This window comes from Novosphingobium sp. 11B (assembly GCF_054589055.1).
The window spans coordinates 1-26,223 of sequence record NZ_BAAILP010000065.1; the positions used below are offsets into that span (position 1 = coordinate 1).

Genomic DNA, 26,223 nt, shown 5'->3' on the forward strand with positions numbered 1-26,223 from the left:
GTGATGTTCCCCAACGTCACCATCAGCTTCCTGCCGGACAACCTGATTTTCTTCCGCACCGAGCCGCACCCCACCGACCCGAACAAGTGCACGTTCGATCTGTGGTGCATGGCCTTCCCGGTTGAGGGACAGGCCGTGGTGGAATCGATCATGGCCGGCCCCCAGCCGCTGCGCGAGGCGGAGATGCAGCACCGCGCCTTCGACAACGGCCGCGGCGTGCCCGAGATCAAGGACCAGATCGTCTATCAGGACATGCTTCTGGCGGAAGGCCAGCAGAAGGGCATGTATTCTCGCGGGTGCACCGACGCCTATCTGGCCGCGCAGGAGACGCGGGTGCGCTTCTTCCATGAAGTGCTGAACGATTACCTCGAGGGGCGGCGCTAGGCCGTCCCCCCCCATCGGCATGTGCTCCGCACTTGGCCTTGCCGGGCAACTGACGAGACGAAGGAGACTCGATCCATGGATGCGACCCGACTGGACGGCGCGATCGCGCTGGTGACCGGTGCAAGCGGCGATATCGGCGCAGCCGTGTGCAGCCTGCTGGAAGCACGCGGCGCCATGGTAGTGCGCTCCGACTTGCGCGCGCTGCCCGGGGGCAAGGAGGAATTCCTCGCGCTCGACGTTACCAGTGAAGGGAGCTGGGCCGAGGTGCTGGGCGTCATAGAAAGTCGCCACGGCGCGCTCGACATCCTGGTCAACAATGCGGGCATCGCGCCGATGGAGCGGATCGATGCCATGGCGCTGGAAGACTGGCGCCGCTGCCAGCAGGTGAATGTCGAGGGCGTCTTCCTCGGCCTCAAGCACGCCTCGCCGTTACTGGCGCGCAGCGGATCGCGGCGGCCCGGCGGTGCCGCGGTGGTCAACTTGTGCTCGGGCGCATCGGACCGGCCTGCCGCGTTCAGCGCCGCCTATTGCGTCAGCAAGGCCGCCGCACGGATGCTCACCCGGGCCGCTGCCGTCGAATTCGCCGCACTCAAGATGCCGATCCGCGTCAATTCGGTCCATCCCGGCGTGGTCGAGTCCGCGATGATGGACGATATTCTCGCCACTTATTCGCGGATCACCGGCGGGACCTCGGTGGAGACGCTGCGCGCGGGCGTTGCCGCAGGCAACCCGATGGGCCGTTTCGTAGACCCGGCCGAAGTAGCGGAAGCCGTGGCATTCCTCGCATCGAGCGCGGCTCGGTACGTCCACGGTGATGCGATCCACGTCGATGGAGGCTACGCCGCGGCCTGAAAGGCTGGGCATATGTGCTGATCCGTCCGGGAACGCCTCCTGGGGCGGGGAGTGCCGGTCCGATGGCGCTTTGGGCTTCGACGGGACATGCCGATTTCGCCCGGTTTCGGCGCAGGGACAAATCCTATAATTCGGGCCTGATTTCCAGCGGCAAGCAAACTTCCACACGCAGCCCGTCCCCGTGCCCGTCCCCGTGCCCGTCCCCGTGCCCGTCCAGAAGCCGGATCGTGCCGCGGTGCAATCGGACGACTTCCTGCGCGATGTTGAGACCCAGCCCGCTGCCGGACCCCGATGGCTGAGCGCCGCGATCGAAGCGGTTCAATACGCGTTCCCGGTCATGTTCGCTCAGGCCCGGACCACTATCCTGTATGATGAGGCGCACCGTATCGGTCTGCTTCGAAAGCTGGATCAGGATGACGCCGAATTCCGGCGTGTAGCGTATGGCATTGTCGACGAGATTGGAAACGAGCTGTTCGATCGGATGTTGATCGCCGTGAAACGGAATATTGCCGTCGCCCGCCTCGAAGCGGATCTCGATATTCTTCTCGAGCGCTGAAGGGATCGCCCAGGACACGACGTCGGCCACGACCGCCTCGATCGGGAATGATGTGAAGCCGGCGAAACCGTCGGACCCCGCCTCGATCCGGCTGAGAGTCAGCAATTGGCCGGTCAATCGGACCAGACGGTTGCTTGCTGCATCGACCTTCTCCAGCATCGTGCGCATGTCGTCATATGTGACCGCGCGGAGGGCTAGTTCCACCTGCGTGCGCATATTGGTCAAAGGTGTGCGCAACTGGTGCGAGGCATCGGCGATGAACCGCCGCTGGGCCGACAACAGAGCCGCAAGGCGCGCGATCAGGCTGTTCATCACGCCGACCTGCTGGTGCAGTTCCATCGGCAGTGCATGGTCATCGATATGCCGCAGGTCGTTGGGGTCGAGCCGCGCGATCGCGTCGCGAACCCTGGCTAGCGGCGCGATGCCTCTTCCGACGCCGATCCAGATGAGGAGGATGATCCCCATGAGGAACAGCGATTGCGGCGCGACCATGTAGGCCATGACCTCGCGCGAGAGCATGTTGCGCTTCTGCCTGGTTTCCGCGACGCGCACCAGCATGAACCGGCCTCCGTCACCGGCTACGCGGGTCTGCACGATCCGAAAGTCCCGGCCCTCTATCCGGGCGCCGTAGAAGATGTTGCCGTGGGAGTTGGTTACGGTCGTGGTGGGGGCAGGGACGCCTGCATTGCCGACATGGCGCATGCCGGTATCGTCGATCATGAGGTAGCGGATCTGGTCCACCCGGTCGAATTCCAGCATCTGCCGGGCCGCAGGCGGCAGGTCGACCGAGAAGGTGCCGTTGGAACTGACGACCTGCCGCGCGATCGTTTCGACCGAGTCCTCCAGCGAACGGTCGTAGGCAACGTTCACGAAGTGGACGACGATCGCATAGGAGGCCCACAGCCAGATCGCGGCCAGCGCTAGCGTGGTGGGTAGCAGCCATGCCAGCAGCCGCCTGCGCATGCTGAGACGCCTAGCCATTGCGATGGTGTTCCATCAGATAGCCGAGGCCGTGAATGGTGCGGATACGCACCGCATGGGCGGCCAGCTTCCGGCGCAGACGGCTGACGTAGACTTCGATGCTGTTGGTGGCGACTTCGCGGTCCCAGTTGCTCATCTGCTGGGCGAGCTTCGCCTTTTGCACGACTTCGCCGACGCGGCCGATCAGCGCTTCCAGCATGTCGGTTTCCCGTAGCGACAAGTCTATGGGCTGCCCTTCGACGAAAGCCCGGCGCGTCTCGGGATCGAACTCCAGCGGGCCGTTGGCCAGCCGGACCACCATACCGGAGAGGCGCCGACGGATAGCCTCGATCCGGGCTTCAAGCTCTCCCAACGCGAACGGCTTGACGAGATAGTCGTCGGCGCCCGCGCGCAATCCGGCGATGCGATCGTCGATGGCGTCGCGGGCGGTCAGGATCAGGATCGGGGTCGCATCGCGCCGGCCGCGCACCCGGCGCAGTAGGTCCAGCCCATCGAGATCCGGCAAGCCCAGATCGAGCACGACGAGATCGTAGCCGCCGCCATGCAGGGCCAGATCTGCGGCCTCTCCGGCAGCGACCGCATCGGTGCGATGCCCGGCCAGTTCGAGTGCGCGGGCGATCGTCTCACGCAAGTCCGCATCGTCCTCGACCAGTAGCAACCGCATTCATAACCTCCGGTCCAGTCAGGACTTTGTCAGGGCTTCCCCATAATCGCCCGGACAGGGCCGTCTTCACCGGAAGACACAATGGCAGGGAACCACTTCGCATGGCACTGTGCTTGGCGCCGCGTTCGCGTCTTCTATTCACGCTGCTGGTATCGGCAAGCCTTTCCGCCTGTTCGGGCCAGAGCGACGTCGAGAAGCCCGATGCGCCGCCGGGACTGGAGCAGATGATCCGGCAGGGCTTCGTGAAGGCGCAGCGGGTGGGCGAGGGGGCAGGCGGCTTCGGCCTTCCACTGCCCGCGCGGGTGGCATTCGAGGCGCAGGGCATGGCGGCGATCGACACGCCGGTGGCGGCCCGGATCGTCTCGATCGCGGTGCGCCCCGGAGAGATCGTCAAGCGCGGCGACGCGCTGGTCACGCTGGTCGGCGCGGAAGTGGCCGGAACGCGATCGGACGTGACGCAGGCGAGTGCGCGCCTGGCCGCCGCCGAGGACATGTTGCGCCGTCAGAACGAAATGCTGCGCCGGGGCGTGGGCACCGAAGTGGAGCGCTTCGGCGCGGAAACCGCCGCGCGCGAAGCCCGCGCCGAATATGCCCGTGCGTCCCGCGCTTCCGCGCTGATCGGTGGCGGGGAAGGCGGCACGTTCACGTTGCGCGCGCCGGTGAACGGCACCGTGCTGGGGCTCAAGGCCAGTGTCGGTGCAATGGCGGATGCGGGCGGCGATCCGATCATGGAGATCGGCGATCCGACGCGCCTGTGGATCGTCGCCGATGCCGCCGAAAGCGACTTGTCGGGGGTGCGTCCCGGCATGGAAGCGCAAGTCACGGTCGCCGGGGTGACCGTTCCCGCGCGGGTCGACGGTGTCGGCTCGCTGATCGATAGCGACCAGCGCCGCGTTCCCATCTATCTGCGCCTGTCCGACCGGCCTGGGGGCATGACCGCCGGAATGCTCGCCGAAGTGCGTTTGCCGGGCCAAGCTGGGATCACCGTCCCGACCGATGCCGTGCTCGTCAAGGATGGCGGCAACCGGGTTGTCTATGTGCGCACCACCAAGGGCGCCGTTGCGCGTCCCGTGCAGGTGGGCGCATCGCGCGCAGGGCGCATCGTCATCACCTCAGGCCTGAAGCTGGGTGAGACCATCATCACGCACGGCGCCCTGCTGCTCGACAGCAGCGCTAGCCAGCAACTCTGAGCCCCGCCATGCTGTCTCGTCTCATCGAATTCTCGGTTCATCGCCGCGTCGTTGTGCTGGTGCTTGCGGGCATCCTCGCAGTGTTCGGTATCCGGGCTTATCACAACCTTTCCATCGAAGCCTTTCCCGATGTCACCAACGCGCAAGTGCAGGTCATCACCCAGATGCCGGGTTATGCCGCGGCAGAGGTGGAGCGGCAGGTCACCATCCCGCTGGAGCGCGCGCTGAACGGTACGCCGCGCATGACCTTGCTGCGCAGCGAAAACCTGTTCGGCCTTTCCATCATCACGCTGGTGTTCGACGACGAGGCCGATCCGTTCGACAGCCGCATGGTGGTGGGCCAGCGCCTTGGCGATGCGGAACTGCCGGGAGGCGTCACCCCCGCGCTGGCGCCGGAATCGACGCCGCTGGGGAAGATCTACCGCTTCCGCATCGCCAGCGACCGTCACGACCTGTTCGCGATCCGCTCCGAGATGCAGTGGACCGTCACACGCATGCTGCGGCAGGTCCAGGGCGTGGCCGATGTCGTGCCTTTCGGCGGTTACCTCAAGGAAATCCAGGTCCAGCCCGATCCGGCCAAACTCTACGCGGCGGGGATCAGCCTGGACACGCTGGAAGAGACGCTGAACAAGGCGAACCTCAACGTCGGCGGCGGGTTCCTGCGCACGGGCGATCAGGAACTGACGGTGCGTGGCATCGGCGTGATCCAGACCCCGGAAGACATCAAGCAGGTTCCGCTCAAGGCCAAGGACGGCACCGCGTTGACCGTGGGCGACGTCGCCACGATCCAGACCGCGCCGACCCCGCGCAGAGGCTCGGTATCCTACAACGACCAGCGCGAGGTGGTCGAAGGGCTAGTGCTGATGCGGCGGGGAGAGAACCCCTCGCTGGTGCTCGAAGGCATCCACGATCAGGTCAAGCAGCTGAACGGCACGATCCTGCCAAAGGGCATGAAGATCGTACCCGTCTACGATCGCAGCGAACTGGTCGGCCATACGATCGGGACGGTGCAGGACAACCTGCTGCACGGCTTCATTCTGGTCATCGCCATCGTCTGGCTGTTCCTGCGCAGCGTGACCGGATCGGCGGTGGTCTCGGTGGTGATCCCGCTGTCGCTGCTGACCGCCTTCATCGGCCTGAGCCTGCTGGGGCTTCCGGCCAACCTGATCTCGATGGGCGCGATCGACTTCGGCATTCTGGTCGATGGCGCGGTCGTGCTGGTCGAGGCGGTGATGCATGCCATGCAGACCGAACGGCCGCAGGACAAGAAGGCCATCCTCAAACTGGTGATCGCATCGGCCATCGATGTGGGGCGCCCGACGTTCTACTCGATGCTGATCATCATCGCCGCGCTGCTGCCGGTCTTCACCCTGCAGTCGGTGGAGGGCCGCATGTTCCGCCCGCTGGCGCTGACATATGCCTTCGCGCTGACCGGCGCGCTGGTGTTCGCGCTGACGGTGGTGCCTGCCTTGTGCGCCGTGATGTTCAAGCCGAAGCACGCCGATATCGTCGAGCCGCGCTGGATCGGCTGGCTGCGTGACGGATACCGCTCGCTGCTGGATCGCATCCTGCGCGCGCGTGTGATCGCCATGGTAGGCGCGGCGGCACTGCTGATGGCGGGCGCGATCGCGGTGGACCGGCTTGGCACCGAATTCCTGCCCGAACTCGATGAAGGCGACATCGCGATCTTCGTCGAGATGCCCAACAGCATCGCGCTGGAAAAGGCGCAGGACGTGCTGCAGGAGGTCCACCGGCGTATCCGCGCGATCCCGGAAGTGCGCGACGTCCACAGCGAGCACGGCAGGCCCGAAGACGGCACCGACAACGAAGGCGTCAACATGGTCAAGACCTTCGTGCGCCTGCTGCCCGAGGAGAACTGGCACACCGGCAAGACCAAGGCCCAGATCATCGAACAGATGCGTCGGTCTCTGGCGGGCATTCCGGGCGTGCGCTTCAACTTTTCGCAGCCGATCAAGGACAGCGTCGAGGAAGCGGTGGCAGGCGTGCGCGGCAAGGTCGTGCTCAAGATCTTCGGCACCGACCTGACCGTGATGCGCCAAACGCTGCTTAAGGCGGTCGCTGCGATCAGGCCGATCCGGGGCGTCACCGAACTGGACCTCTACCGCGATGCGCTGGGGCCGCAGTTGCAGATCCAGCTGGACCGCGCGGCGCTTGCCCGTGCGGACGTGTCGATCGAAGATGCGCAGCGGACGATCGAGACCGCTCTTGCGGGCCGCGTCACGACCGAATTCTGGGATGGCGAACGTCCGGTGCCGGTGCGGCTGATCCTGCCTTCTCCCTCGCGCGACGATGCCGACAAGATCCGCGCCTTGCCGATCATGACCCCGGGCGGCGCGCGCGTGCCCTTGGGCCAGCTTGCCCGGATCACGGTGGAGAACGGCCCCACCACGATCGTGCGCGAGGGCAATATCCGGTTCCTCGCCCTCAAGTTTAACGTCGAGGGGCGCGACATGGGCTCGACCGTCAACGATGCGATTGCCGCCGTGAATGCCAAGGTAAAGGCGCCGGAAGGCCACTATTTCGTCTGGGGCGGCGAGTTCGAGAACCAGCAGCGGGCCGCCAAGCGGCTGCAGATCGTGGTTCCCGTCGCGCTGCTGCTGGTCCTGTGCCTGCTCTACGCCGCGATGAACAGCGGGCGCAGCGCCATCGCGATCATCGCCACGATCCCTTTCGCGTTGACCGGCGGCGCCTTCGCGTTGCTGGTCGCCGGGGTGCCGCTGTCGGTCAGCGCGGCGGTGGGCTTCATCGCCCTGCTGGGGCAGGTGTCGCTGATGGGCGTGCTGGTGCTGTCCGCTGCCGAAGAACGGCGGCGGGCGGGCATGGACCTGCTTCCCGCCCTGCTGGACGGTGCGGTGGACCGCTTGCGGCCGGTGCTGATGGCGTCCTCGCTGGCGATGCTGGGACTGCTGCCGATGGTCGTCTCCAGCGGCATAGGCAGCGAGACGCAGCGGCCCTTCGCGCTCGTCGTCGTGGGCGGCATGGTGACGACGCTGATCGTCGCGCTGCTCATCCTGCCGGTGATCTACAGCTACATCACGCCGGGCAAACTCCAGACCCCCGAGGAGGCCGACGCATGAGCCGACGTGTAATTCTGAGCCACCTTTCCGTCCTGCCGCTGCTGGCCCTTTCGGTTCCGGTGATGGCGCAACCGATGCCGGAAACCGTCGATCTCCAGACGGTGCTCACTCTGGCGCGAACCTCCAGCCCGCGCGTGGAAGCCGAGGAGCAGGACATCGCGGGCGCGCAGGCGGACCGGCAGATAGTGAACGTGTTGCCTAATCCCGAGGTTTCCTATGCCGGATCCTATCAGCCGGGCGGGATCACCAACTTCGAGGGGCGGCGCGCGCACGAAGCCACCGTCGAACTTCCCCTCGATCTGGGCGGCAAGCGCCGTGCGCGGGTCGCGGCGGCGGACCGCAGGATCGATGCCGCCAAATCGCGCGTCGCGGTGTCGAGGCTGGACTTCATGACCGAGGCAGGCAGCGCCTTCGTCGCATTGCTGAGCGCGCAGGACACCGTCGGCGTGCGCCGGGATGCGATGGCCGAATTGGACCGGCTTCGCGGCATGGTGGCGGGACGGCGGGCATCGGGGATGGCCAGCGACTATGATGTCGCCCGCGTCGATGTGGAGATAGAATCCGCCCGCGCCGATCTGGTCGAGGCCCAGAGTGCCGCTATCGATGCCCGCACTGACCTTGCCAATGCCCTGGGCTTCCCGGGGTGGCATCCCAGCGCTAGCGGCAGCCTTGATCAGGTGCCCGGCACCGGCGGCAGTCCCGCCCAATCCGCCGAAGCGCTTCCCGCGGTTGCGGCTGCACTGGACGAGCAGAACGCCGTGAAAGCCGACGTGGTCACGGCCCGGCGCGAGCGTTTCCCGGAAGTCTCGGTGAACGGGGGGCGTTTCTGGACGACCGGCCCGTTCGGCGCGACCTATTCGGCAGGGCTGACGCTGGAAGTGCCGCTGTTCGACCGCCGCAATGGCGCCGTCCGCAAGGCCGAAGCCGAAGCGCGGGCAGCCGAACTGCGCACCGAAATCGCCAAAGCCAAGGCGCTCGCGGAGATCAACCGCTACGCCGCACTGGTCGAAGTGCGCACCGCCGCGCTCGATACCTTCAACCGCAGGATCGGAGGAAAGCTGGACGCGCTTGGACGCATGGCCGAGGATTCCTATCGTCTGAGCGGCGGCTCGGTCATCGAACTGATCGATGCCACGCGCTCACGCTTCGACAATCTGGCCACACAGGTCAGTCTGTCAGCCAGACTTGCCGATGCGCGGCTCCGCCTTCGCCTTTCGCGGGAGGATGGTTCCGGCGATACGGCGCTGACGGCCCGGTAATGGATCTCGTTTCGCCACGGGGCCGCCGGTAGAAGCGCCGAAGATCAGAGCTTCATGGCGTCCACCGTGAACTTGCAACCGATGATCAGGGCATCGTCGGTAGGTCGTGCGCGCTCCGGGGCGCCCGTCCGGTCGGGGTTGAGGATGTACTGGATGTTCGGCGACAGCCGGATCGCCGGCCCCACCTGCGCGCTGTAGGACAGCTCCATCATCACCTCGTGGCGGGACGCCTTGCCGCTTCCCCCAGCGGCGAGATCGGCGGCGCGCATGCGCTGCATGGCCAGGTCGCTGAAGCGCTGGTCGCTGATCATGAAGCCGAGGCTGTCTTCGTCCCGCCCCTCGAACGTGCCGGTCTGGACGAGGCCGAGGTCCCAGAAGCGGCTTTCCTCGACCCGGCCCGACAGGTTGGTCATGGCAACGCCGTAGATGCTGAGGCCGCGCTTCGATGTCGGATCGGGGCGGGTCACCTGCTGCTCGAAGCGGACGTAAAGTCCGGACCGGCCATTGTGCGTCTGCGCCGCGCGGCCGGAGAGGATGGCGATGCCGCCCATGTCGTCGCGCAGGGGATCGGCATAGTCGCCCTTGTCGATCCAGCCGCCCAGGATGTAGCGTGAGGGCAGGCGGGCCGCCTCGCCGCTCTCCCGGCTCAGTTCCCACGGCACGATCACGCCGGTCGCATTGCCGATGCCGAAGCCGGTGCCATGATCGCTGGCACGCTTGCGGTCAGGGTTTACCTCGTAGGCGCCGACATGCGCGAAGATGTGCTCGGCGATGCGCGCTTTGGCATGGACCATCCAGCTCGATGCCGGGAAGTACGTGAAGTTGCTGTTCTTGAATACGAAAGTCGGGTTGCCGCAGCCCGAATTGCCCTGGAACTGGCAGTAGAGCGGCGAATTGAGGAAGTGGATGTTGGCCTGGCTGCGGCCTGCCTCGATCACCAGCTGGTCGTTCAGCAGGTGCTGTTCCCAGGTCAGGATAGCGAGGTGGGTGTTCTGCGTGCCCCAGATTTCCTGCACCGAAGTGTTGTTGCCGATCGCCAGATCAGAAAGGCTCTCGCCATGGCGGTTGGTGACGGCGGCATGGAGCGCGCCGCCACCGATCCCGGCGATGCGGTCCATGTCGAGGTCGGCGCCGACATAGACCTGCCCGGCATAAGCGGCATCGCGCCGCAGGCCGCCGGTGACGTTACCGGCCGCCTCTCCGGTATAGCTGAGGGCGAGGGTAATGCCGTCGTCCGCGAGCGGCTGGGAAGTCTTTGGCGTCTCGGCCTCATCTGCCGACTGGGCGAAGGCAGGTGCGATGGACAAGGCGAGGGCGGCGACGCCTGCAAGGCAGGCGCCCTTGATCGGCAGGGCCGTCATGGCAATGGGTCCTCTCTGGGTGTTCTGTACGTGGTCTTCGGGGCCGGTCAGGCCGCCGTGGCAGTCTTGCGCTTGAGCAGGCCGACGAGCACCGCACTCACCAGCGTTCCGGCGACGATGGCCGTCGCATAAGCGGCAAGGTGCGTCACCGCGCCGGGGATCGGCAGGACGAAGACGCCGCCGTGCGGCACTTTAAGCTCCACCCCGGATGCCATCGAGATTGCGCCCGCAACCGCCGATCCGGCCATCAGCGAAGGGATGACGCGGAACGGATCGCGCGCGGCGAAGGGGATCGCGCCCTCGGTGATGAAGGCGAGGCCGAGCACGGCGGCGGCGCCGCCGGCCTCGCGCTCCTCGGGCGTGAAGCGGTCGCGGAACAGGCGGGTCGCCAGCGCCACGGCGAGGGGCGGGGTCATCCCGGCGGCCATCGTCGCGGCCATCGGCGTGCAGACGTTGCTGGCGATGAGGCCGACCGAGAAGGCATAGCCTGCCTTGTTGACCGGTCCGCCCATGTCGAACGCGGACATCGCGCCAAGGATCACGCCGAGCAGCAGCGCGCTCGACCCCTGCATGGAACGCAGCCACTCGGTCAGGAAGGCGAGCGCGGCGGCGACCGGCGCGCCCACGGCATAGACCATCAGCAAGCCGGTCAGCAGCGTGCCGAGCAGCGGCAGGATCAGCACAGGCTTGAGCCCTTGCAGGTTCTTGGGCAGGCGGATCAGCCGGTTGAGACCCTCCACGCCGTAGCCCGCGATGAACCCCGCCGCGATGCCGCCGAGGAATCCGGCGCCAAGCTGCGCGGCCATCATGCCGCCCACCATGCCCGGCGCGATGCCGGGTCGGTCGGCAATGGAAAAGGCGATATATCCGGCAAGCGCGGGCACGATCAGCGCAAAGCCGCCCTGCGCGCCGATCTGGAACAGCGTGTGCGCCAGGGTCCCCTTGGCGGCGTCGGCATTGGCGCCGATGCCGCCGAGCGCGAAGGCGATCGCGATCAGCAGACCGCCCGCCACCACGAAGGGCAGCATGAACGACACGCCGGTCATCAGGTGCTTGTACGGTCCGGCGCGTTCCTGTCGCGCAGGTGCCTTGTCCTCGCTCCCGGTCGCCGCTTCGCCGCCCTGCACTTGCGCTTCGGCCAGCGCGCGTTCGATCAGCTTCGCGCCGCCGGAGATCGCGGGTTTTGTGCTGGACGAGAACACGCGCTTGCCTGCGAAGCGCGCGCGATCGACCTCGCGGTCGGCGGCGATCAGCACGACGTCGGCCTCGGCGATTTCCCCGGCGGTCAGGGGCGTACCCGCGCCGACCGAGCCTTGCGTCTCCACGCGGATCGGATAGCCGAGCTGCCGGGCGCCTTCGCTCAGGCCCTCGGCGGCCATGAAGGTATGGGCGATGCCGGTGGGGCAGGATGTGATCGCGACGATGCGCGGGGACTGCATGGTCGCTGCCGGGCCGTTCTTCGGTGCGAACCGAAGCGCACCGGCGGGATCGGCAAGCACTGATTCCAGCGTTACATGGCGGTCGGCACGCTCGGCAAGCGCAGCGTCCGCATCGCCGCCAACCAGAAGAAGGACGCCGTCGGCACCGGGAACGTCTTCGGCAAGCGGATTGAGCACGCCCTGTTCGGTGCGTACCTCGACCTCGATGGTCCGGCCTTCGGTCCGGGCGGCACGGCGCAGGGCCTCGCCTGCCAGAACGCCTTGAACTGCGGACGCGCCCGCCTCGACGACGGCGAAAATCTTGGTCATCGGGTCTCTCCCGCCGCTGTCGTCGCGGCTGTTTCTATGGGGGTGACGATCACTTCTTCGGCCAGCGCATGGACGCTGGCGAGGGCGGGCAGGTTCGGCCCCGCCATGCCCAGCTTGGCCACCGCAAAGGCCGTCGCGAGCCGCGCCGTGCGCTCCAGCGAAGCCTCTTCGGCCAGCGCGGCGGTGATGCCTGCTACCATGGCGTCACCGGCGCCGACGGTGCTTGCCACTTCGCCGATGGCGAGGCGGGCGGTGAGGGCGCCTTCGTCCGAGACGAACAGCGCGCCATCCGCCCCCATCGATACGACGACCAGCGCTACACCACCGTCGCGCAAGGTTCGGGCCGCTTCAAGCAGGGCGACCATGTCGGGCAGCGGGCGGGCCAGGAGCTGGCTCAGTTCGTCGCGGTTGGGCTTCACGACGTGCGGCGGTTGGGCACTTTCCAGCGCGCATTTCATCGGCAGGCCGCTGGTGTCGAGCACCACGCGGCAGCCGATCGCCCGCAGCCGCGCGGTCAGCGCGGCGTATGTATCGGGCGGGCAGCCGGGAGGAAGACTGCCCGCCAGCACGACGAGGTCGCCCTCGCGCGCCGCATCGCAGATCGTCGCGGCGACCATTTCGGCGCGACCGGGATCGACTGCGATGCCATCCAGATTGATGTCGGTGGTGCCCGCCGGGTCGACGAGCTTGAGGTTCACGCGTGTCGTTCCGGCGATGCGGATGAAGCGGTCCTCGATACCCTTGACGGCGAACAGCGCATCGAACGATGCGGCATTGTCGCTGCCCAGCAGGCCGTAGGCGGAGACGTCTTCGCCCCAGTCGGCAAGGCAGCTGGCGACGTTGACGCCCTTGCCGCCCGCATTCTGGCGCACAGAGCGGGCGCGATGGACCTCGCCGGGCACGAGCCGGTCGAGCGTGACGGTCTGGTCGATCGCCGGATTGAACGTGACGGTGAGGATGCGCATCAGGCTGCTCCTCCATCCAGCGCGCGCACGTCCGCAGCGCCCTCGGCGGCGAGCGCGCGGGCGGCCAACTCTACCAGTTCGCTGCGGTCGGAGGCGCGAAGGCGGGCCTTGACCGCGGGAATGTCGCGCGGGGTCATCGACAGCTCGTTGACGCCGAGGCCGACGAGCAGCGCCGCGCCGAACGGGTCGCCGGCGATGCCGCCGCACACGCCGACCCAGCGGCCATGCGCCTTCGCGCCCTCCACCGTCATCGCGATCATGCGCAGAACGGCCGGGTGCAGGCTGTCGGCATCGCCAGCAAGTTCCGGGTTCTGCCGGTCGATGGCGAGCGTATACTGGGTGAGGTCGTTGGTGCCGATCGAGAAGAAGTCGGCATGGGCGGCCAGCGATGCCGCCTGGATCGCCGCCGCCGGAACCTCGATCATGATGCCGATCGGCACCTGCGGGGCCTCGAATTCGGCGCGGATCGCCTCGCAGCGCCGGCGCAGGTCGATCAGTTCATGCGCGGATGTGATCATCGGGAACATGATCGAGAGGTCGCCGCCGTCCTTTGCGGCGCGGTAGAGCGCGCGCAGTTGCGGCTCCAGCAGGTCGGGGCGGCGCAGCAGCAGCCGGGCGCCGCGCACGCCGAGGAACGGGTTCTCCTCACGGGGGAGGTCGAGGTGCGGCACCTGCTTGTCGCCGCCGATGTCGAGCGCGCGCACGATCAGCGGGCGCTCTCCCAAGGCTTCCGCCATCGCGCGGTAGGCGGCGACCTGCTCGTCCTCGGAAGGGCTGTCGCCGCGTTCGAGGAACAGGAATTCGGTGCGCATCAGGCCCACCCCCTCGCCGCCTTGCGCCAGTGCGAAGGCGACCTGATCGGCGCGGTTGACGTTGGCGGCGATCTCCACGCGGTGGCCGTCGCGGGTCACGGCGGGCTTGCCGCGCTCGGCTTCCTCGGCCGCGCGCTGGCGCGCGAGGTCCTCGATCCAGGCGCGGGCGGAGGCGAGGTCGTCTTCGGAAGGGTCAATCCACACGCGCCCGCCGTCGCCATCGACGACGACCGTGGTGCCCGAAGGCGTCGCCAGCAGTTCCGCGCCGCCCGCGACGACCGAGGGCAGGCCGAGCGTGCGGGCCAGGATCGCGCTGTGCGAGGTCGGCCCGCCGAGCGATGTGGCGATCCCCGCGACCTTGGCTGTGTCCAGCGTCGCGGTGTCGGACGGCGACAAGTCGGCGGCGACGAGAATGCTGGGCACATCGGGCAGGTCTGCCAGAGTGCCGGTGACGAGGTTGGGGTCGATCTCCGCCAGCACGCGGCGGCCCACGTCGTGCAGGTCGGCAGCACGTGCCGCGAGCACCGGATTGCCGAGCGCGGAGAGCTTGCCCGCGATGCGCTCGACCGCCTGATGCCACGACCATGCGACGCCGTGACCTTCGACCATCAGCTGGCAGGTCAGGGTAATGAGGTCGGTGTCTTCCAGCAGCTCGGACTGCGCCTTGAAGATCGCCGCTTCCGATGCGCCGAGGCGGCGCGTGGTGTCGTCGATCAGCGCGGTCATCTGCGCGCGGGTGCGGGTCAATGCCTCGTTGAGCAGGGCGCCGCCGGTGGCGAGGTCGACCGGGACATTGGGAACCAAGAGTTCGGCGGCGCTGAGCACGTGAACGCGGCCGATCGCAAGGCCGGGGCTGGCGGCAACCCCGGCGATCATGCGCGGAGTGCCCGAGGGCTTCCATGCGCGGGCAGGTCCCTCGCGCTTTTCTGCGGCGCGCGCGGCCTCTTCCTTTTCGCGCGCCGTAAGGCGGCGGACCGAGGCGACGAAACGATCGAGCGCCTGTTCGGCATTGGCGCCCTCGGCGGAGAAGGTCACCTCCTCGCCGTGACGCAGGCCCAGTTGCAGCAGGGCGACGAGGTTGCGCGGATCGGCGCTCTCGTCTCCATGGCGCACGCGCAGCCGCGCGGCGGAGGCGCGGGCCGCCTCCACCCACGCCGAGGCCGGGCGGGCATGGAGCCCCGAGGGGTAGTCGACCACCCAGACGGCGGTATGCGCGAGATCGACGGCGGGCGCGGCGGCGGCATCTGCAGCGCCATCCTCGCCCAAGGCGCGAGTGAAATCCGCCGGGTCGTCGGTGGCGATCAGCGCGGCCAGCCGGGCCTCGTCCTGGATCAGCCGCGTCAGGCGGCGCAGGATGGCGATGTGGCTGTCGGAATTGGCGGCGATACCGACGACGATGTGCGCGCGCTGGCCGGGGTTCCAGTCGATCCCGTCGCGAAGCTGGAGAATGGCGATGCCGTCGCGGCGGACGAGGCCCTTGTCCTCACCCAGCCCGTGCGGGATCGCGAGGCCGGAACCGAGGAAGGTGTTCGCGACCGCCTCGCGCCGGACCATGCTTTCCTCGTAACCGGGCGCCACGCATCCGGCGGCGACCAGCAGCTGGCCTACCTGGCGAATCGCATCGGTCTTGTCGGCAGCCTGTGCGTCGATCCTCACGAGATCGGCAGCCTGCGACGCGGCGAAAGCGTCTGCGAGCATCGTCATTCCTCTCCATTTGCTCTGTCATGAGAAAACGTTTTCTCATCGAAATTGTCAAGAGGGGTTGTGATTATCGCATCATGCGGTGCATATTGCACTTAGCAGGCGACAATGCGCGATCTGGTTGAGAGAACGATTTCCTAATGGCGACAGGCATAAAGGACGTGGCGCAAGTGGCCGGGGTCTCGCCCGCCACGGTCTCGCGCGTACTGGCCGGGCGCCCGGTTGATCCCGTCATGGCCGAGCGCGTGCTGGCTGCGGTCAAGTCCACGGGCTATCGCCCGAATCTCGCCGCGCGGCGGCTGCGGTCCCGGCACAGCAACACCATCGGGCTGGTCGTCGCCGATATCCGCAACCCCTTCTTCACCGAGGTCTCGCGCACGATCGAGGCCGTGGCGGCGGCGCGGGGCCTACGCGTCATCCTGTGCAATACCGACGAGGACCCGGCCAAGGAGGCCGAGTTCCTCGAACTCATGCACGAAGAGCGAGTGGCCGGCGTCATCCTTGCCCCGTCGCGGCAGCGGGTGGCGAAGGTAGGGCGGCTCGAACTCGACTATCCCGTGGTGCTGATCGACCGTGCCGCACCTGACGCCGGGTTCGATTGCGTGCTGCTCGACAATACGCGCATGGCCGAAGTTCTCGTCGAGCACCTTCATGCGCAGGGGCATCGGCGGATCACGGGACTGTTCGGGGCGGCGAGCACCACGGGTTTCGAGCGCCGGGAAGGGTTCGAACGTGCCGCTGCCCGGCTTGGGCTGGAGGTGGAAGCGATCGCGGTGCCGCATACGGCGGATGCGATCCGGCGGGTGATCGCCGAACTGCTCGGGCGGGCCGAACGCCCCGAGGCGCTGCTCGCCAGTAATGGGGTGATGCTGGTCCATCTCCTGCGCGGCCTGCGCGATCTCGGCCTCGAGGTTCCCCGCGACATCGCCCTTGCCGGTTTCGACAACAACGACTGGATGGAGTTCGTCGGCGGCGGCCTCAGCGTCATAGAGCAACCGGTCGAGGAGATCGGGCGCACGGCGATGACGATGCTGCTGGACCGCCTTGACCATCCCGACGCGCCCATGCGCAAGGTCGTGCTCGCGGGCCGCCTGTTGCCGCGCGGATCGAGCACGCGTCTTGCCGATTCCGCTCAAGCCATCGGAGAATGACGCTTATGGAACGCACCACAATCGGCCGGGACACGCAGGTCTGCATGTCGCTTTCGGCGCGGCCCGGCAATGCGGGGTCGCGGCTGCATAACTGGCTCTACGACCATTACGGGCTGGACTACGTCTACAAGTCGTTCAGCACGACCGACCTTGCGGCAGCGATCGGCGGCATCCGGGCGTTGGGGATTCGCGGCTGCGCGATCTCGATGCCGTTCAAGGAAGCGGTCATCCCGATGCTCGACGGGATGGAAGCCTCGGCGACCGCGATCGACAGCGTGAACACGATCGTCAACGATGGCGGCGTGCTGACCGGCTACAATACCGACTACGTCGCCGTGCGTGCCCTTCTGGAGCGTCGTGAAATCGACCCGTCCACGCCGTTCCTGCTGCGCGGCAGCGGCGGCATGGCGAAGGCGGTAGTCGCAGCACTGCGCGATTGCGGCTTCACGCAAGGCACGATCGTCGCACGCAATCCCGAGGCCGGACCGGCGCTGGCCCGCCAGTACGGCTTTGGCTGGCTGGAAGCGATGCCGGTGGAAGGCGCGCCCTTGCTGATCAACGTTACGCCGCTCGGCATGGAAGGGCCGGGGGCCGATGCACTCGCGTTCTCGCCCGCGCAGATCGCGGCTTGCGAGATCGCCTTCGATGTCGTCGCGCAGCCTGCGAACACGCCGTTCGTCAAGGCCGCGCAGGAGGCCGGCAAGCGTGTGATCTCGGGCGCCGAGGTCATCGTGCTGCAGGCGATCGAGCAGTTCGCGCTCTACACCGGGGTGCGGCCCGACGAGGATGCGATCGCCCGTGCGGCAGGCTTTGCCCATGGTCCTGCGGTGGAGGAGAAGCTGCGGGCGGTCTGACCTGCGGGTCAGAACGCGATGTCGACAATGATGACGTCGGCGTACGTGCCTGCGGCCGGAGTGGTCTGCGCGGGGTCGATCACGGCGCGGTACGTGAAGCCCTGCAGCGTGCTGCTATCATAGATGCCGGGGTTGGTGTCGGCGGCGGCGCTGCTGCGGCGTTCGCCTGCGATCGCGCTGCCCCAGCGTCCGGCGCTCACCGAATTGCCGCGATAGATCTCGTAATTTAGGTAGCTGGAGGTCGTACCCTGCCGCATGCGCCGGGTGCCCGAGAAGTTCTGTCCGTTGCCCAGGCCGACGGTATAGGTGGATCCGAAACTGCAACGGACCGATATGGTGCGTGTCACCGGATTGAAACTGCCGACCAGCGGTGCGGTGCCGAATGCCAGGTCGGGAGCGGTGATCTGACAGTCGGGCAGGACGTTGAGCGTCACCGTCACCGTCACGGGTGCGCCGGTGCCCCAACTCGTCAACGGGCCAAGCAATCCGCTGCGCGTCGCTCCGGGGCTGTTCGACGTGCCGATACAACCGTTCAGGGCGCCAATCGTGCACACCGAGAAGTACCAGCGCAAGGTCACCGTGCCGGTATACGTACCTGCCGGTAAGGCCGACGTCGGCGTCGTCCGGACGTAGAGGGGAATGCTGTTGCTCGGCCCGCTGAACAGGCCAAGCAGCGCGGTGGTGGACATATCGACCTCGCTGCCTATCCCCAATGCGGCGCCGCCGGACGTGGACGACAGGGTGAAAGGTATCGTCTGGGTGCCGCCGACGCGCGTGAGCAGGAATGTGGACGCATCGACACCCACCTTGATGTACGACGTGGTCGCCACCACCAGCAGGCTCGCGCATGAGAAGCCGCTGGCGCCGCTGCCGGACTGGACCTGGCTCGCCACGTTGAAGGACCCGGTCTCGCCGATGGTGATGGTGGATGGCGCGACCGTGCAGTTCCCGTAAGTCTGGGCCTGCACCGTCCCGCCGCCGAAGAGCAGGCCGCACAGCAGCAGCAGCAGGGCGATCAGCGCGGGGCGGCGGCGGGTCATCGGCATGTCAGCGTTCCCATGTCGGCAATCTTGTCCGCCGTCACGTCCATTTGGAAGGAAGCGCGGCAGTTATTCCCTTCGGGCAGCGTGACGAGGAAATCGTTACGCGGGCCAAGGTTCTCGGCAAAGACCAGCCCGTCCCATCCTACGTAGGCGGTGCCGCGCCCATTCACGCGGATCACCGAGCCGACCGGAAGCGGAGCACCGGCCTCATCGACAAGGATCATCCTTGCGGCGATCATCCTGCGCACCGGGAAATCGAGGACGTATCCGCTACCGCGCTGCACCGCCACCTTCTGGTCGATGATGTCCGAAGTCAGATCCTCGCGGAAGCCCAGCGGATCGATCGCGTACTTGCCCGGATAGTACGCCGCCGCCCATGGAATGAGGACATGCCCGCGCGCGTCGGTCCGGCCGACCAGTTGGTTTTCGTAGTAGACGGGCACCCCCGCATGGCCCCGCGTCGATACGAGCGCGAAGGCATCGGCGACGCGATTGGCGACGAACACCGACTTGTCCATCCACACCACCGATCCCGACGCGCCCAGCCAGCGCGTGACATTGCCGCTGCCGCCGAAGGCCCCGCCGCGCAATTCCGTGAAATCGGTGCGCCAGGTCACATCGGCATTGCCGTAGATGTCGCCGTTGCCCAGCCGCGCCGCGCCGGTGTTCCAGCCGATGCCGCCCTGCGTGGGCACTGCTCGGCTGTAATCGACCCGATTGCTGTAGCGGCCGTTCTGTTCCCGCGTGAGGCTGGTGCTGGCCGTCCCGCGATCCGCGCCCAGCGGGACCTGAAGCGTGAGCGAGGCCGTCCATGTGCGCGCATCGAGATCGCGTGTCGCCGAGGCGAACAGGCTGGACGAGCGGCCGACCGGAAGCGACCAACTGGCATTCACCAATCGCGTTCTTCCCTCGCCCCGCGTGCGGCTGTCGAAGTAGGCGGCGCCCACCGATCCGAAGCGGCCCAGCGCAAGGCTTGCGCTGGCCGAAGTCTGCCGCGTCGCGCTGATCCGCGAGCCGGACAGGGCGGCGAGATCGAAGAACCCCGCGTCCTGCCGCAGATGATTGACGGAAAACGAGAAGTCACGGCGCTGGTACTGGTAGCCGACCGCGATCTGACCGCCTTCGCGCGCATCCTTGCGGCTGCGGCTGTAGGACGCGTTGACGACGCCGAGATTGCCTATGCGCAGTACGGTGCCCGCGCCGACGACGGCCATTTCGCGGCTGGCCTCGGCGTGGGCCTCTACCGTCAGTCTATCGGTCAGGCCGTGCCGGATCGATCCGCTGGCGACCATCGTGCCGTAGTCGAAACTGCTCTGCCCGTAGCGTTGGCGCACGGCGCCTGCAGCGACCGCATAATCGGTCAGTCCGGGCCGAAGCAGCGTGGTGGCGACATAGAAGGGGATCTGCGTCGTTACTTGCCGCCCCAGAGCATCGGTGACGACGATGCTCGCCTGACCGCCGCCGTTGATCTGCGGCAGCGGGTTCATCACGAAGGGCCCGGGCTGAACCGGGCCGCCGAACGCCTGGTGGTTGTCGATGAACAGTTCGATGGAGGACGGCAGCGCCGCTTCGCCGGAAAAGGCGGGCACGGGATACGTCACGACATCGGGCCGTACCGCGAAATCCCGGGAAACCTGGATACCGCCCAGCCGGATGGCGCTGCTCCAGGGCAGGGTCCGGGTGATCAGGTCGCCTGCCTCGTAAGTCGTCATGCTGTTTTCGTCGGAGCGGATCCAGCGCGTGTCATAGCGCATGTAGGATGTGCCGCCGCCGCCGGTACGGACCACGCCGGTGCTGGAAAGCAGACCTGCCGGCCCGAATACGCGCACATCGTTCCACAGCGAAGCCGAGGCGGGAGCGCCGGGCGCATCGACCGCATAGAGGTCGTAGTTGACCATGACCCCGAAGCTGCTGCGCGCCGGTCCGGTATTGCGCCGCGGGCCGAAGCCGATTTGCTGGCCCTGTAGCCAGCGCGCCGGGACTTGGAGCTTCAGGCGCTGGTTGGGCACGTCGTACTCGGCGCTCACACCCGGCAGTTCGTCGACCATGACCTGGGCGGCGGCATCGCCTTCGGCCGGAAGGTTCAGCGCGCGCATGTCGCCTGCGGACAGGCGGAAATGGTCGCCGGTGATCTCTACCGGAACGATGACCCCGCTCGGCACGCCGTTGACGACGATTTCAAGCTGGATCGGTCCGGTTTCGGTTACCCTGATCCTGTCGTTGTAGTCGGCAGCCGCCGGAATATCGTCATATTTGGTCTCTGCCCGGCATGGGGCCATCGTCATTGCCGCGCACAGTCCTGCAAGGAGCGTCCACCCTAACTGACGAGGAATGGCGGCAAACGACAAGGTCCATCCTCCTTCCGCGTGCTCAAGGGGAGCGCGGCTTGGGCCATGTCAGGGCTGCCAGGGCACCATCGGCGCGGAGGAATTGTCCTCGACGTCGGCGAACAGCCTGGCTTGTGGCACAACGGCCTGCGTGATCGGAAAGCGCATCGTGGCTCCGGCGAGGATATATCCGTGCGCCCCTTCGATTTTCGAGGAAGTCCCGTCGGAGCGTTTCTGGGCCACGCCGCTGAGTCGGCTGTGGCTCGCGCCCGGGTTGCGGATTTCGAGGACATTGCCGCCGTTCGCCTTTACCACGCGCCATTGCAGCGCGGGCCTCGCGGTGGTTTCGGTCTTCGCAGCGCGGGTATTCGCACCCTCGCCATAGGTGAACAGCGGCACGGAATAGCGCATCCGAAACCGGATCGCCGCTCCGGCGCCCTGAGCCGGGTTTCCGGCTTCGGCGGGCGAGTCTGCTTCGGTCAGCGGAATTTCATCGATGATGACACGATAGGACTGTTCGGTGCCTGCGGGTGACGGGGTGATCCTGGTCAGGCGGATGAGCTGCTGCTGTCCCGGCTCGATGCGGACCATGGGCGGCGTCCCGGTGATGTCCTTCTGCTCGACGAACCGCTCGTCGCCATCGATCTGCTGCCAGCCGAAGATGCGGATCTGCATGAGGATCGGGCGCTGGCCGGGGTTCTCCAGCCGCAGCGGCGTGGCGCGCTCGCCGCTTTCGATGACCGGGTTGATCGGCCAGATGACGACCGAATTGTTGCTTTGTGAATACGCAAAACCAGGCAGGAGTGCGAACGCGGCGAAGACCAGCAGCCTTGGCAATAGAGCGGGAATCTTCATGGGCGTGTCCTTTGTGACCTACCAACTCAAGGTGACGGTCAGGGTGTCGGTATAAGTGCCCGGCGGCGTCGTGCCCGGCAGCGTCAGGCGGCCGTAGACGGGTAACCTGACATTGTTCATGTTAGTGGAGGTCACCGCGATCGGTATCGCCTGGTTGATGCCGATCGCCTGCGCGCATCCGGCGTCCGCGCATAGGCTGTAGGCCAGCCGGTTCGCGGTGGTGTCCAGTTGCAGGGTGCGGCCTGTTGCCGCGTGCAGTCCGCCATCGATCGACATGGTCAGGCTAACGCCCGGCGTGCAGCGCAGGACGATCGCCTGGGATCCACTGATGTTGGCCTGTAGCGTCGTCGTGGCGACGGACGGTTGAGAGGGGAACGTCAGCGTGCCCATCGTGCCTGCGCTACCGCTCGTCCCCAAGCCATCGACGGCACATCCGGCCGCGATCGTCGCGGATACCGCGAAAGTCTTGCTGGTTTCCGCATGAGCGGTACTGGCGATCACGATCGTCAGCGCTCCGGCGGAAATGGCTGCCCCAAGCCGGCGCATGCTCCTGTACCTGTCGGCTTCTGTCCCGGTCTTAGGGGCCGAATGCGATCGTCACGACGACGACATCGTTGTAGGTGCCGGTGATCAGCCCCGCAGCGCCGTAAGCCGTGCCGTATACGGTAACGTTCTGCGCGCTGCCGTCGGCCGCCAAGGCGATCGCGGTATTGGCCACGATCGGCGTCGCGCTTCCGGCGTCCCGGTAGAGATTGTAAGTCACGTAATTCGCTGAAGTCGTATGCTTCATCGAACGTGTGCCGGTCGTCCCGGTATTGCTTGTGCCCAATCCCGCCGAATTGCCCGCCGAGAACGAGATGGTCGGTTGCGTGCCGTTGCTGCACTGAATGGCGATGCCGTTTCCGGCCGTACCGACAAGCTGGGCGGTAGCCTGGGTGAAGTAGCTGTTCTGTACCCCGAAATCGAGCGTGCCGAAGTCCACGTTGGTCGTCGTATCGGGAACGACGGTATTGTTGATCCGGCAGGCGGTCGTCAGGACGATGGTGGCGTTGACGTTGCCGGTGATGGCGGCGCTGGCGGGCGTCGATATCGCCGCGCTGCCCAGCAGAACAAACCCGATAATGTGCCTTTTCATAATCAGACCTCCTCAAAGCCATACGTGCTTTTCCAGAGGAGCAAGTTGGTATTAAATGATGACCAAATGGAAAACGAAACAACCGGTATGGTTCTATCGGGAGGACGCTCAAGACGTGTTGTGCTGTGTTGCTTGTTTTCAATCTTTATAGACGAAAGTAAAGTTCACAACTTCACACAATTTTACGCGCCTGGATTAGTGTCTTTGCAAAAGGCGCAAGGTGTTTTTCGGGGCAGGGCGTGCGTTTCGAGGGTCGAGCGGGCATACGGGTGCATTCCGGGTTGCAAAGATGAGGCGATTGCGCGCTATCGCGACGTTCGATCGCCGCGATCATGCTGCCGTGTGTGCGCCCGCGCATTAGCGCCGGATCGGTCCAATCCGTCACCCGCCGGTCCGATAGCGCGTCCCCGAAAGGCCCATCCTTGTCTTCGGGCGCTCTTCGTCAGTATCCGAAGAACCGTTTGAGCCCGAGGCGCTTGAGGCCGCGGCGATAGGTCATCGAACTCATGTCCGCCGGGATATGTGCCTCATCGGTGGGGTCGAGCGGCAGCCATTCGGGCATCTGCGCCTCGACGATGGCCTTGTCCTCCTCGAAAATGCGCTGGTTGAAGTCGTAGACGTCCTGCACCGGCAGGTCGGTGTCGAAGTTGCGGGCGATCGGTGCGAACAGACGCGTGACCCGGGCCGAGACCGGCGAAGCGGCGTTCATGATGACCAGTCGGTCGGTGCCGGGGAAATGGATCTCCAGTGTCGCCGTGAACGGCAGGTGGCAGCGGAAATGGCGCAGCCAGTTGAATCCGGGAACTCCGCGCTGAGAGACGCCGATGGGATAGTTGCCTACCGAACTCCAGTATTCTGCCTCAAAGCCGTATTCGGTCCGTTTCGGCGCATAGGCCGGGACTTCGGCATTGTCGGGATCGGCGAAAGTCTCGGTATGCACGAAGGCGAAGTGCGCGACGTCGAGAAAGCCTTCCAATTGGCGTCCCGCAAAGCCGTTGATGTCGATCCAGGGGCAGGTGATCTGCTGGAATTCGGACTCGTCCCAGTGCGGCATGTCGGGGATGTCGCCCGCCGCGGGAGCATCGCCCTCGGCGTCGAGGCAGGTCCAGATCAGGCCGTAGCGCTCGAAGCTGGGGAAAGTGCGCAGGTGCAGCCGCTCGGGAATGTCGCGCGCGGGGTGTGCAGGGACGTGGACGCACTTGCCGCCGCCCCCGAACCTGAGACCGTGATAGGGGCACACGACGCTGTCGCCCTGCCGCGTCCCTAGACTCAGCGGCACCCCGCGATGCGGGCACACATTGGTCGCGACGACGACTTCGTCGCCGGACTTGTAGATCACCAGCGGCTGGTCGAGCAGCCTGGTGCCGACCGGTTTCTCGCCCACTTCACGCGCGAGCGCGACCGGATACCAGTGACGGGCAAGGACGTACCAGTCTTCCGGATCAAAGGTGCAGCCGAGGGGAAGGGCAGGGCGAACAGGGGCAATGACGGCGGCAGTAGCCATGGAATTTTTATCCGCTGAAGGTTTCCAGCGCCTTTTCCGCCTCCTTTACTGCTCTATCAAACGCAATGATTTGCACATTGTGTTGCCAAAAATAGAGCGGGTTTCGTTCCTCAGCCAAGCGCTACGTTGACGATGCGCGGCTGGGTGAAGTCCTCCATGCCCTCGATACCCTGCTGGCGGCCGATGCCCGATTGCTTGGCGCCGCCGAAGGGGACGTCGAACGGCAGTTCCAGATGCTTGTTGACCCACACCGTCCCGCTCTCGATGCGCGAGGCGACTGCGATGCCGCGATCCACGTTCGAGGTCCAGACGGTGCCGCCCAGCCCGTAGTCGCTGTCGTTGGCCCGGCGGATCGCATCGTCGAGATCATCATAACCCAGTACGGGAAGTACCGGGCCGAACTGCTCCTCGCGTACGAGGCGCGCATCGTCGGGCAGGTCGCGCACGATGGTCGGCGCGATGAAGTACCCATCGCCCGGCAGCGCTTCCCCGCCGGCGACGATTGTGCCGTGCGCGCGGGCGTCCTCGATGAAGCCCAGCACTTTCTCGAACTGGGCGCGGTTCTGGATCGGCCCGATCGTGGTGCCCTGCTCCAGCCCGTCGCCGACGACCGCCTCTCCGGCGAGCCGGGCGAGTTCGGTGCACAGCGCATCCATCATCGCGTGCGGGGCATAGACCCGCTTCACGGCAAGGCAGATCTGGCCCGCATTGGTGGTCGCGCCGCTGAATATCCGGGGCGCGACCTTGGCGACATCGGCGTCATCGAGAATGATCGCTGCGTCGTTGCCGCCCAGCTCCAGCGTGAAGCGCTTGAGGGTGTCGGCGGCGCTGCCGAGCACTTTCTTGCCGGTCGGCGTGGAGCCGGTGAAGCTGACGTGCGCGACGTCGGGGTGCCCGCTCAGCAGGGCGCCAAGGTCGTTGCGGTCCACCAGCGTCTGGAAGACACCGGGCGGGAGGATCTCGGCGGCGACCTCGCCCAGAAGCAGGGTGGTGAGCGGCGTGGTCGGAGCGGGCTTGGCGATTACGGTATTGCCCGTGATGAGCGCCGGGGCCAGCTTCACCATCAGCAGCAACAGCGGGTAGTTCCACGGCGTGATGGCGGCAACCACGCCTAGCGGATAGCGCTGCTCGATGATCCGCTCATCCGCCGTGTCCCGCAAAATGCGCGGCTCAAGTTCGAGCGGCGCGTAGTAGGCGAGCGCGGCAATGGCGCCGAGGACCTCCTGTCTTGCTTCCTTCAGGGGCTTTCCCTGCTCCTGCGTCAGCACGCGGGCAAAATCGTCGATGCGAGCGCGGATCGCCTCGGCCAGCGTGTCGAGGTAGCATCGGCGCTGTGCGAAGCCGAGCGCCGCCCAGCCCGGGAACGCGCGTTTGGCGGCGGCGACGGCAGTTTGCGCCTGCTGCTCGTCGGCGCGGGGGGCGTTGGCAAAGGCAATGCCGGAGGCTGGATTCACGACCTCGATATCGGAGGCGCCATCGACCAGCGCTCCATCGATCAACAGTTTGTAAGACATCGTTGCATCCGTTCCTTGATCGACGGGCGACGTGGTTCGCTCGCGGCAGTGGGCTACGGGATCACGCGATCTTCGATCCGGAGGGCGATGGCAAGCCGCGTCGTCATGATGTGGTGCTGATATGCGGTGGCGGCGAGGTGGGCGAGAGGCAAGCTGACGTCGTCCCGGACTTGATCCGGGACCGCTGGCCGTGAACCGCCTTGCTGTCGGCAGGGCGCCTTTACCCGAGGTCGCGCCTAAAGACCGCCAGCGGTCCCGGATCGGGTCCG

20 protein-coding genes are annotated in these 26,223 nt (G+C 66.5%); 7 read left to right on the forward strand and 13 right to left on the reverse strand.

The annotated features are described in order from the left end of the window. Together ACYPYD_RS05930 and ACYPYD_RS05935 are read left to right on the forward strand one after the other, a co-directional pair. A partial coding sequence (locus tag ACYPYD_RS05930; RefSeq protein ID WP_459662445.1) for an SRPBCC family protein occupies window positions 1–384 on the forward strand: 384 nt, incomplete at its 5' end. A gap of 75 nt (window positions 385–459) precedes the next feature. Then, the gene (locus ACYPYD_RS05935; protein ID WP_459662447.1) at window positions 460–1,236 is read left to right on the forward strand and encodes an SDR family NAD(P)-dependent oxidoreductase; all 777 of its coding nucleotides are present in this window, start codon (window positions 460–462) and stop codon (window positions 1,234–1,236) included. Window positions 1,237–1,360: 124 nt separating this feature from the next. Here ACYPYD_RS05935 and ACYPYD_RS05940 read toward each other — a convergent pair whose 3' ends face one another. Continuing rightward, window positions 1,361–2,755, reverse strand: a complete 1,395-nt coding sequence (locus ACYPYD_RS05940) for a sensor histidine kinase (RefSeq protein ID WP_459662448.1) — start codon at window positions 2,753–2,755, stop codon at window positions 1,361–1,363. Window positions 2,756–2,765: 10 nt separating this feature from the next. Next, complete coding sequence (locus ACYPYD_RS05945) at window positions 2,766–3,437, reverse strand: response regulator (protein ID WP_459662449.1); 672 nt, start codon at window positions 3,435–3,437, stop codon at window positions 2,766–2,768. A gap of 101 nt (window positions 3,438–3,538) precedes the next feature. Between ACYPYD_RS05945 and ACYPYD_RS05950 the strand changes: the two genes are divergently transcribed. The 3 genes from ACYPYD_RS05950 to ACYPYD_RS05960 are packed head-to-tail and all read left to right on the forward strand — an operon-like array spanning window position 3,539 to window position 8,984. Further along, window positions 3,539–4,627 (forward strand): efflux RND transporter periplasmic adaptor subunit, encoded by a 1,089-nt coding sequence (locus ACYPYD_RS05950; RefSeq protein ID WP_459662450.1) that lies wholly within the window; start codon window positions 3,539–3,541, stop codon window positions 4,625–4,627. A gap of 8 nt (window positions 4,628–4,635) precedes the next feature. Beyond that, window positions 4,636–7,725, forward strand: coding sequence for an efflux RND transporter permease subunit (locus tag ACYPYD_RS05955; protein WP_459662451.1), 3,090 nt, complete (start codon window positions 4,636–4,638; stop codon window positions 7,723–7,725). After that, a complete protein-coding gene (locus tag ACYPYD_RS05960) occupies window positions 7,722–8,984 on the forward strand; it encodes a TolC family protein (RefSeq protein WP_459662452.1) in 1,263 nt (420 codons plus the stop codon). The genes ACYPYD_RS05955 and ACYPYD_RS05960 overlap by 4 nt, the downstream gene beginning before the upstream one ends. Window positions 8,985–9,028: 44 nt before the next feature. Here ACYPYD_RS05960 and ACYPYD_RS05965 read toward each other — a convergent pair whose 3' ends face one another. Genes ACYPYD_RS05965 through ptsP form a run of 4 tightly spaced genes read right to left on the reverse strand, consistent with a single transcriptional unit; the run spans window position 9,029 to window position 15,568 of the window. Then, window positions 9,029–10,345 (reverse strand): carbohydrate porin, encoded by a 1,317-nt coding sequence (locus ACYPYD_RS05965; protein ID WP_459662453.1) that lies wholly within the window; start codon window positions 10,343–10,345, stop codon window positions 9,029–9,031. Window positions 10,346–10,392: 47 nt separating this feature from the next. Then, window positions 10,393–12,093: a PTS fructose transporter subunit IIC gene (locus ACYPYD_RS05970; RefSeq protein WP_069709442.1), complete on the reverse strand. Its 1,701-nt coding sequence runs from the start codon at window positions 12,091–12,093 to the stop codon at window positions 10,393–10,395. Then, window positions 12,090–13,058, reverse strand: coding sequence for a 1-phosphofructokinase (gene pfkB, locus ACYPYD_RS05975; RefSeq protein WP_459662454.1), 969 nt, complete (start codon window positions 13,056–13,058; stop codon window positions 12,090–12,092). The genes ACYPYD_RS05970 and pfkB overlap by 4 nt, the downstream gene beginning before the upstream one ends. Further along, window positions 13,058–15,568, reverse strand: a complete 2,511-nt coding sequence (ptsP, locus tag ACYPYD_RS05980) for a phosphoenolpyruvate--protein phosphotransferase (RefSeq protein ID WP_459662455.1) — start codon at window positions 15,566–15,568, stop codon at window positions 13,058–13,060. The genes pfkB and ptsP overlap by 1 nt, the downstream gene beginning before the upstream one ends. Window positions 15,569–15,711: 143 nt before the next feature. On the opposite strand from ptsP, the gene ACYPYD_RS05985 reads away from it, so the two are divergent. Both ACYPYD_RS05985 and ACYPYD_RS05990 read left to right on the forward strand, forming a co-directional pair. Beyond that, the gene (locus tag ACYPYD_RS05985) at window positions 15,712–16,722 is read left to right on the forward strand and encodes a LacI family DNA-binding transcriptional regulator (RefSeq protein ID WP_008831522.1); all 1,011 of its coding nucleotides are present in this window, start codon (window positions 15,712–15,714) and stop codon (window positions 16,720–16,722) included. A gap of 5 nt (window positions 16,723–16,727) precedes the next feature. Continuing rightward, a complete protein-coding gene (locus tag ACYPYD_RS05990) occupies window positions 16,728–17,576 on the forward strand; it encodes a shikimate 5-dehydrogenase (RefSeq protein WP_459662456.1) in 849 nt (282 codons plus the stop codon). An 8-nt stretch (window positions 17,577–17,584) separates the two neighbouring features. Here the strand turns inward: ACYPYD_RS05990 and ACYPYD_RS05995 are convergent, their stop codons facing one another. The 7 genes from ACYPYD_RS05995 to ACYPYD_RS06025 all read right to left on the reverse strand — a co-directional run bounded on the left by ACYPYD_RS05995 (window position 17,585) and on the right by ACYPYD_RS06025 (window position 25,954). Further along, complete coding sequence (locus tag ACYPYD_RS05995; RefSeq protein WP_459662457.1) at window positions 17,585–18,622, reverse strand: Csu type fimbrial protein; 1,038 nt, start codon at window positions 18,620–18,622, stop codon at window positions 17,585–17,587. Next, the gene (locus tag ACYPYD_RS06000; RefSeq protein WP_459662458.1) at window positions 18,613–20,904 is read right to left on the reverse strand and encodes a fimbria/pilus outer membrane usher protein; all 2,292 of its coding nucleotides are present in this window, start codon (window positions 20,902–20,904) and stop codon (window positions 18,613–18,615) included. Before ACYPYD_RS06000 ends, ACYPYD_RS05995 begins: the two co-directional genes overlap by 10 nt. A 111-nt stretch (window positions 20,905–21,015) precedes the next feature. Continuing rightward, a complete protein-coding gene (locus ACYPYD_RS06005) occupies window positions 21,016–21,801 on the reverse strand; it encodes a fimbrial biogenesis chaperone (RefSeq protein WP_459662459.1) in 786 nt (261 codons plus the stop codon). 18 nt (window positions 21,802–21,819) lie between these two features. Continuing rightward, window positions 21,820–22,347: a Csu type fimbrial protein gene (locus tag ACYPYD_RS06010; protein ID WP_459662460.1), complete on the reverse strand. Its 528-nt coding sequence runs from the start codon at window positions 22,345–22,347 to the stop codon at window positions 21,820–21,822. 31 nt (window positions 22,348–22,378) lie between these two features. Continuing rightward, window positions 22,379–22,936: a Csu type fimbrial protein gene (locus tag ACYPYD_RS06015; RefSeq protein ID WP_008828678.1), complete on the reverse strand. Its 558-nt coding sequence runs from the start codon at window positions 22,934–22,936 to the stop codon at window positions 22,379–22,381. 442 nt (window positions 22,937–23,378) lie between these two features. Further along, window positions 23,379–24,440 (reverse strand): Rieske 2Fe-2S domain-containing protein, encoded by a 1,062-nt coding sequence (locus ACYPYD_RS06020; protein ID WP_459662462.1) that lies wholly within the window; start codon window positions 24,438–24,440, stop codon window positions 23,379–23,381. A 110-nt stretch (window positions 24,441–24,550) separates the two neighbouring features. Next, on the reverse strand, window positions 24,551–25,954 hold the full coding sequence (locus tag ACYPYD_RS06025; protein WP_459662464.1) for an aldehyde dehydrogenase family protein: 1,404 nt from the start codon (window positions 25,952–25,954) through the stop codon (window positions 24,551–24,553). Between the last annotated feature and the right edge of the window lie 269 nt (window positions 25,955–26,223).

Bases quoted from the DNA above. Each gene is read 5' to 3' on its own strand.
- ACYPYD_RS05935 (WP_459662447.1), top strand. From the start codon at position 460: ATGGATGCGACCCGACTGGACGGCGCGATCGCGCTGGTGACCGGTGCA.
- ACYPYD_RS05940 (WP_459662448.1), bottom strand. From the start codon at position 2,755: ATGCGCAGGCGGCTGCTGGCATGGCTGCTACCCACCACGCTAGCGCTG.
- ACYPYD_RS05945 (WP_459662449.1), bottom strand. From the start codon at position 3,437: ATGCGGTTGCTACTGGTCGAGGACGATGCGGACTTGCGTGAGACGATC.
- ACYPYD_RS05950 (WP_459662450.1), top strand. From the start codon at position 3,539: ATGGCACTGTGCTTGGCGCCGCGTTCGCGTCTTCTATTCACGCTGCTG.
- ACYPYD_RS05955 (WP_459662451.1), top strand. From the start codon at position 4,636: ATGCTGTCTCGTCTCATCGAATTCTCGGTTCATCGCCGCGTCGTTGTG.
- ACYPYD_RS05960 (WP_459662452.1), top strand. From the start codon at position 7,722: ATGAGCCGACGTGTAATTCTGAGCCACCTTTCCGTCCTGCCGCTGCTG.
- ACYPYD_RS05965 (WP_459662453.1), bottom strand. From the start codon at position 10,345: ATGACGGCCCTGCCGATCAAGGGCGCCTGCCTTGCAGGCGTCGCCGCC.
- ACYPYD_RS05970 (WP_069709442.1), bottom strand. From the start codon at position 12,093: ATGACCAAGATTTTCGCCGTCGTCGAGGCGGGCGCGTCCGCAGTTCAA.
- pfkB (WP_459662454.1), bottom strand. From the start codon at position 13,058: ATGCGCATCCTCACCGTCACGTTCAATCCGGCGATCGACCAGACCGTC.
- ptsP (WP_459662455.1), bottom strand. From the start codon at position 15,568: ATGCTCGCAGACGCTTTCGCCGCGTCGCAGGCTGCCGATCTCGTGAGG.
- ACYPYD_RS05985 (WP_008831522.1), top strand. From the start codon at position 15,712: ATGGCGACAGGCATAAAGGACGTGGCGCAAGTGGCCGGGGTCTCGCCC.
- ACYPYD_RS05990 (WP_459662456.1), top strand. From the start codon at position 16,728: ATGGAACGCACCACAATCGGCCGGGACACGCAGGTCTGCATGTCGCTT.
- ACYPYD_RS05995 (WP_459662457.1), bottom strand. From the start codon at position 18,622: ATGCCGATGACCCGCCGCCGCCCCGCGCTGATCGCCCTGCTGCTGCTG.
- ACYPYD_RS06000 (WP_459662458.1), bottom strand. From the start codon at position 20,904: ATGACGATGGCCCCATGCCGGGCAGAGACCAAATATGACGATATTCCG.
- ACYPYD_RS06005 (WP_459662459.1), bottom strand. From the start codon at position 21,801: ATGAAGATTCCCGCTCTATTGCCAAGGCTGCTGGTCTTCGCCGCGTTC.
- ACYPYD_RS06010 (WP_459662460.1), bottom strand. From the start codon at position 22,347: ATGCGCCGGCTTGGGGCAGCCATTTCCGCCGGAGCGCTGACGATCGTG.
- ACYPYD_RS06015 (WP_008828678.1), bottom strand. From the start codon at position 22,936: ATGAAAAGGCACATTATCGGGTTTGTTCTGCTGGGCAGCGCGGCGATA.
- ACYPYD_RS06020 (WP_459662462.1), bottom strand. From the start codon at position 24,440: ATGGCTACTGCCGCCGTCATTGCCCCTGTTCGCCCTGCCCTTCCCCTC.
- ACYPYD_RS06025 (WP_459662464.1), bottom strand. From the start codon at position 25,954: ATGTCTTACAAACTGTTGATCGATGGAGCGCTGGTCGATGGCGCCTCC.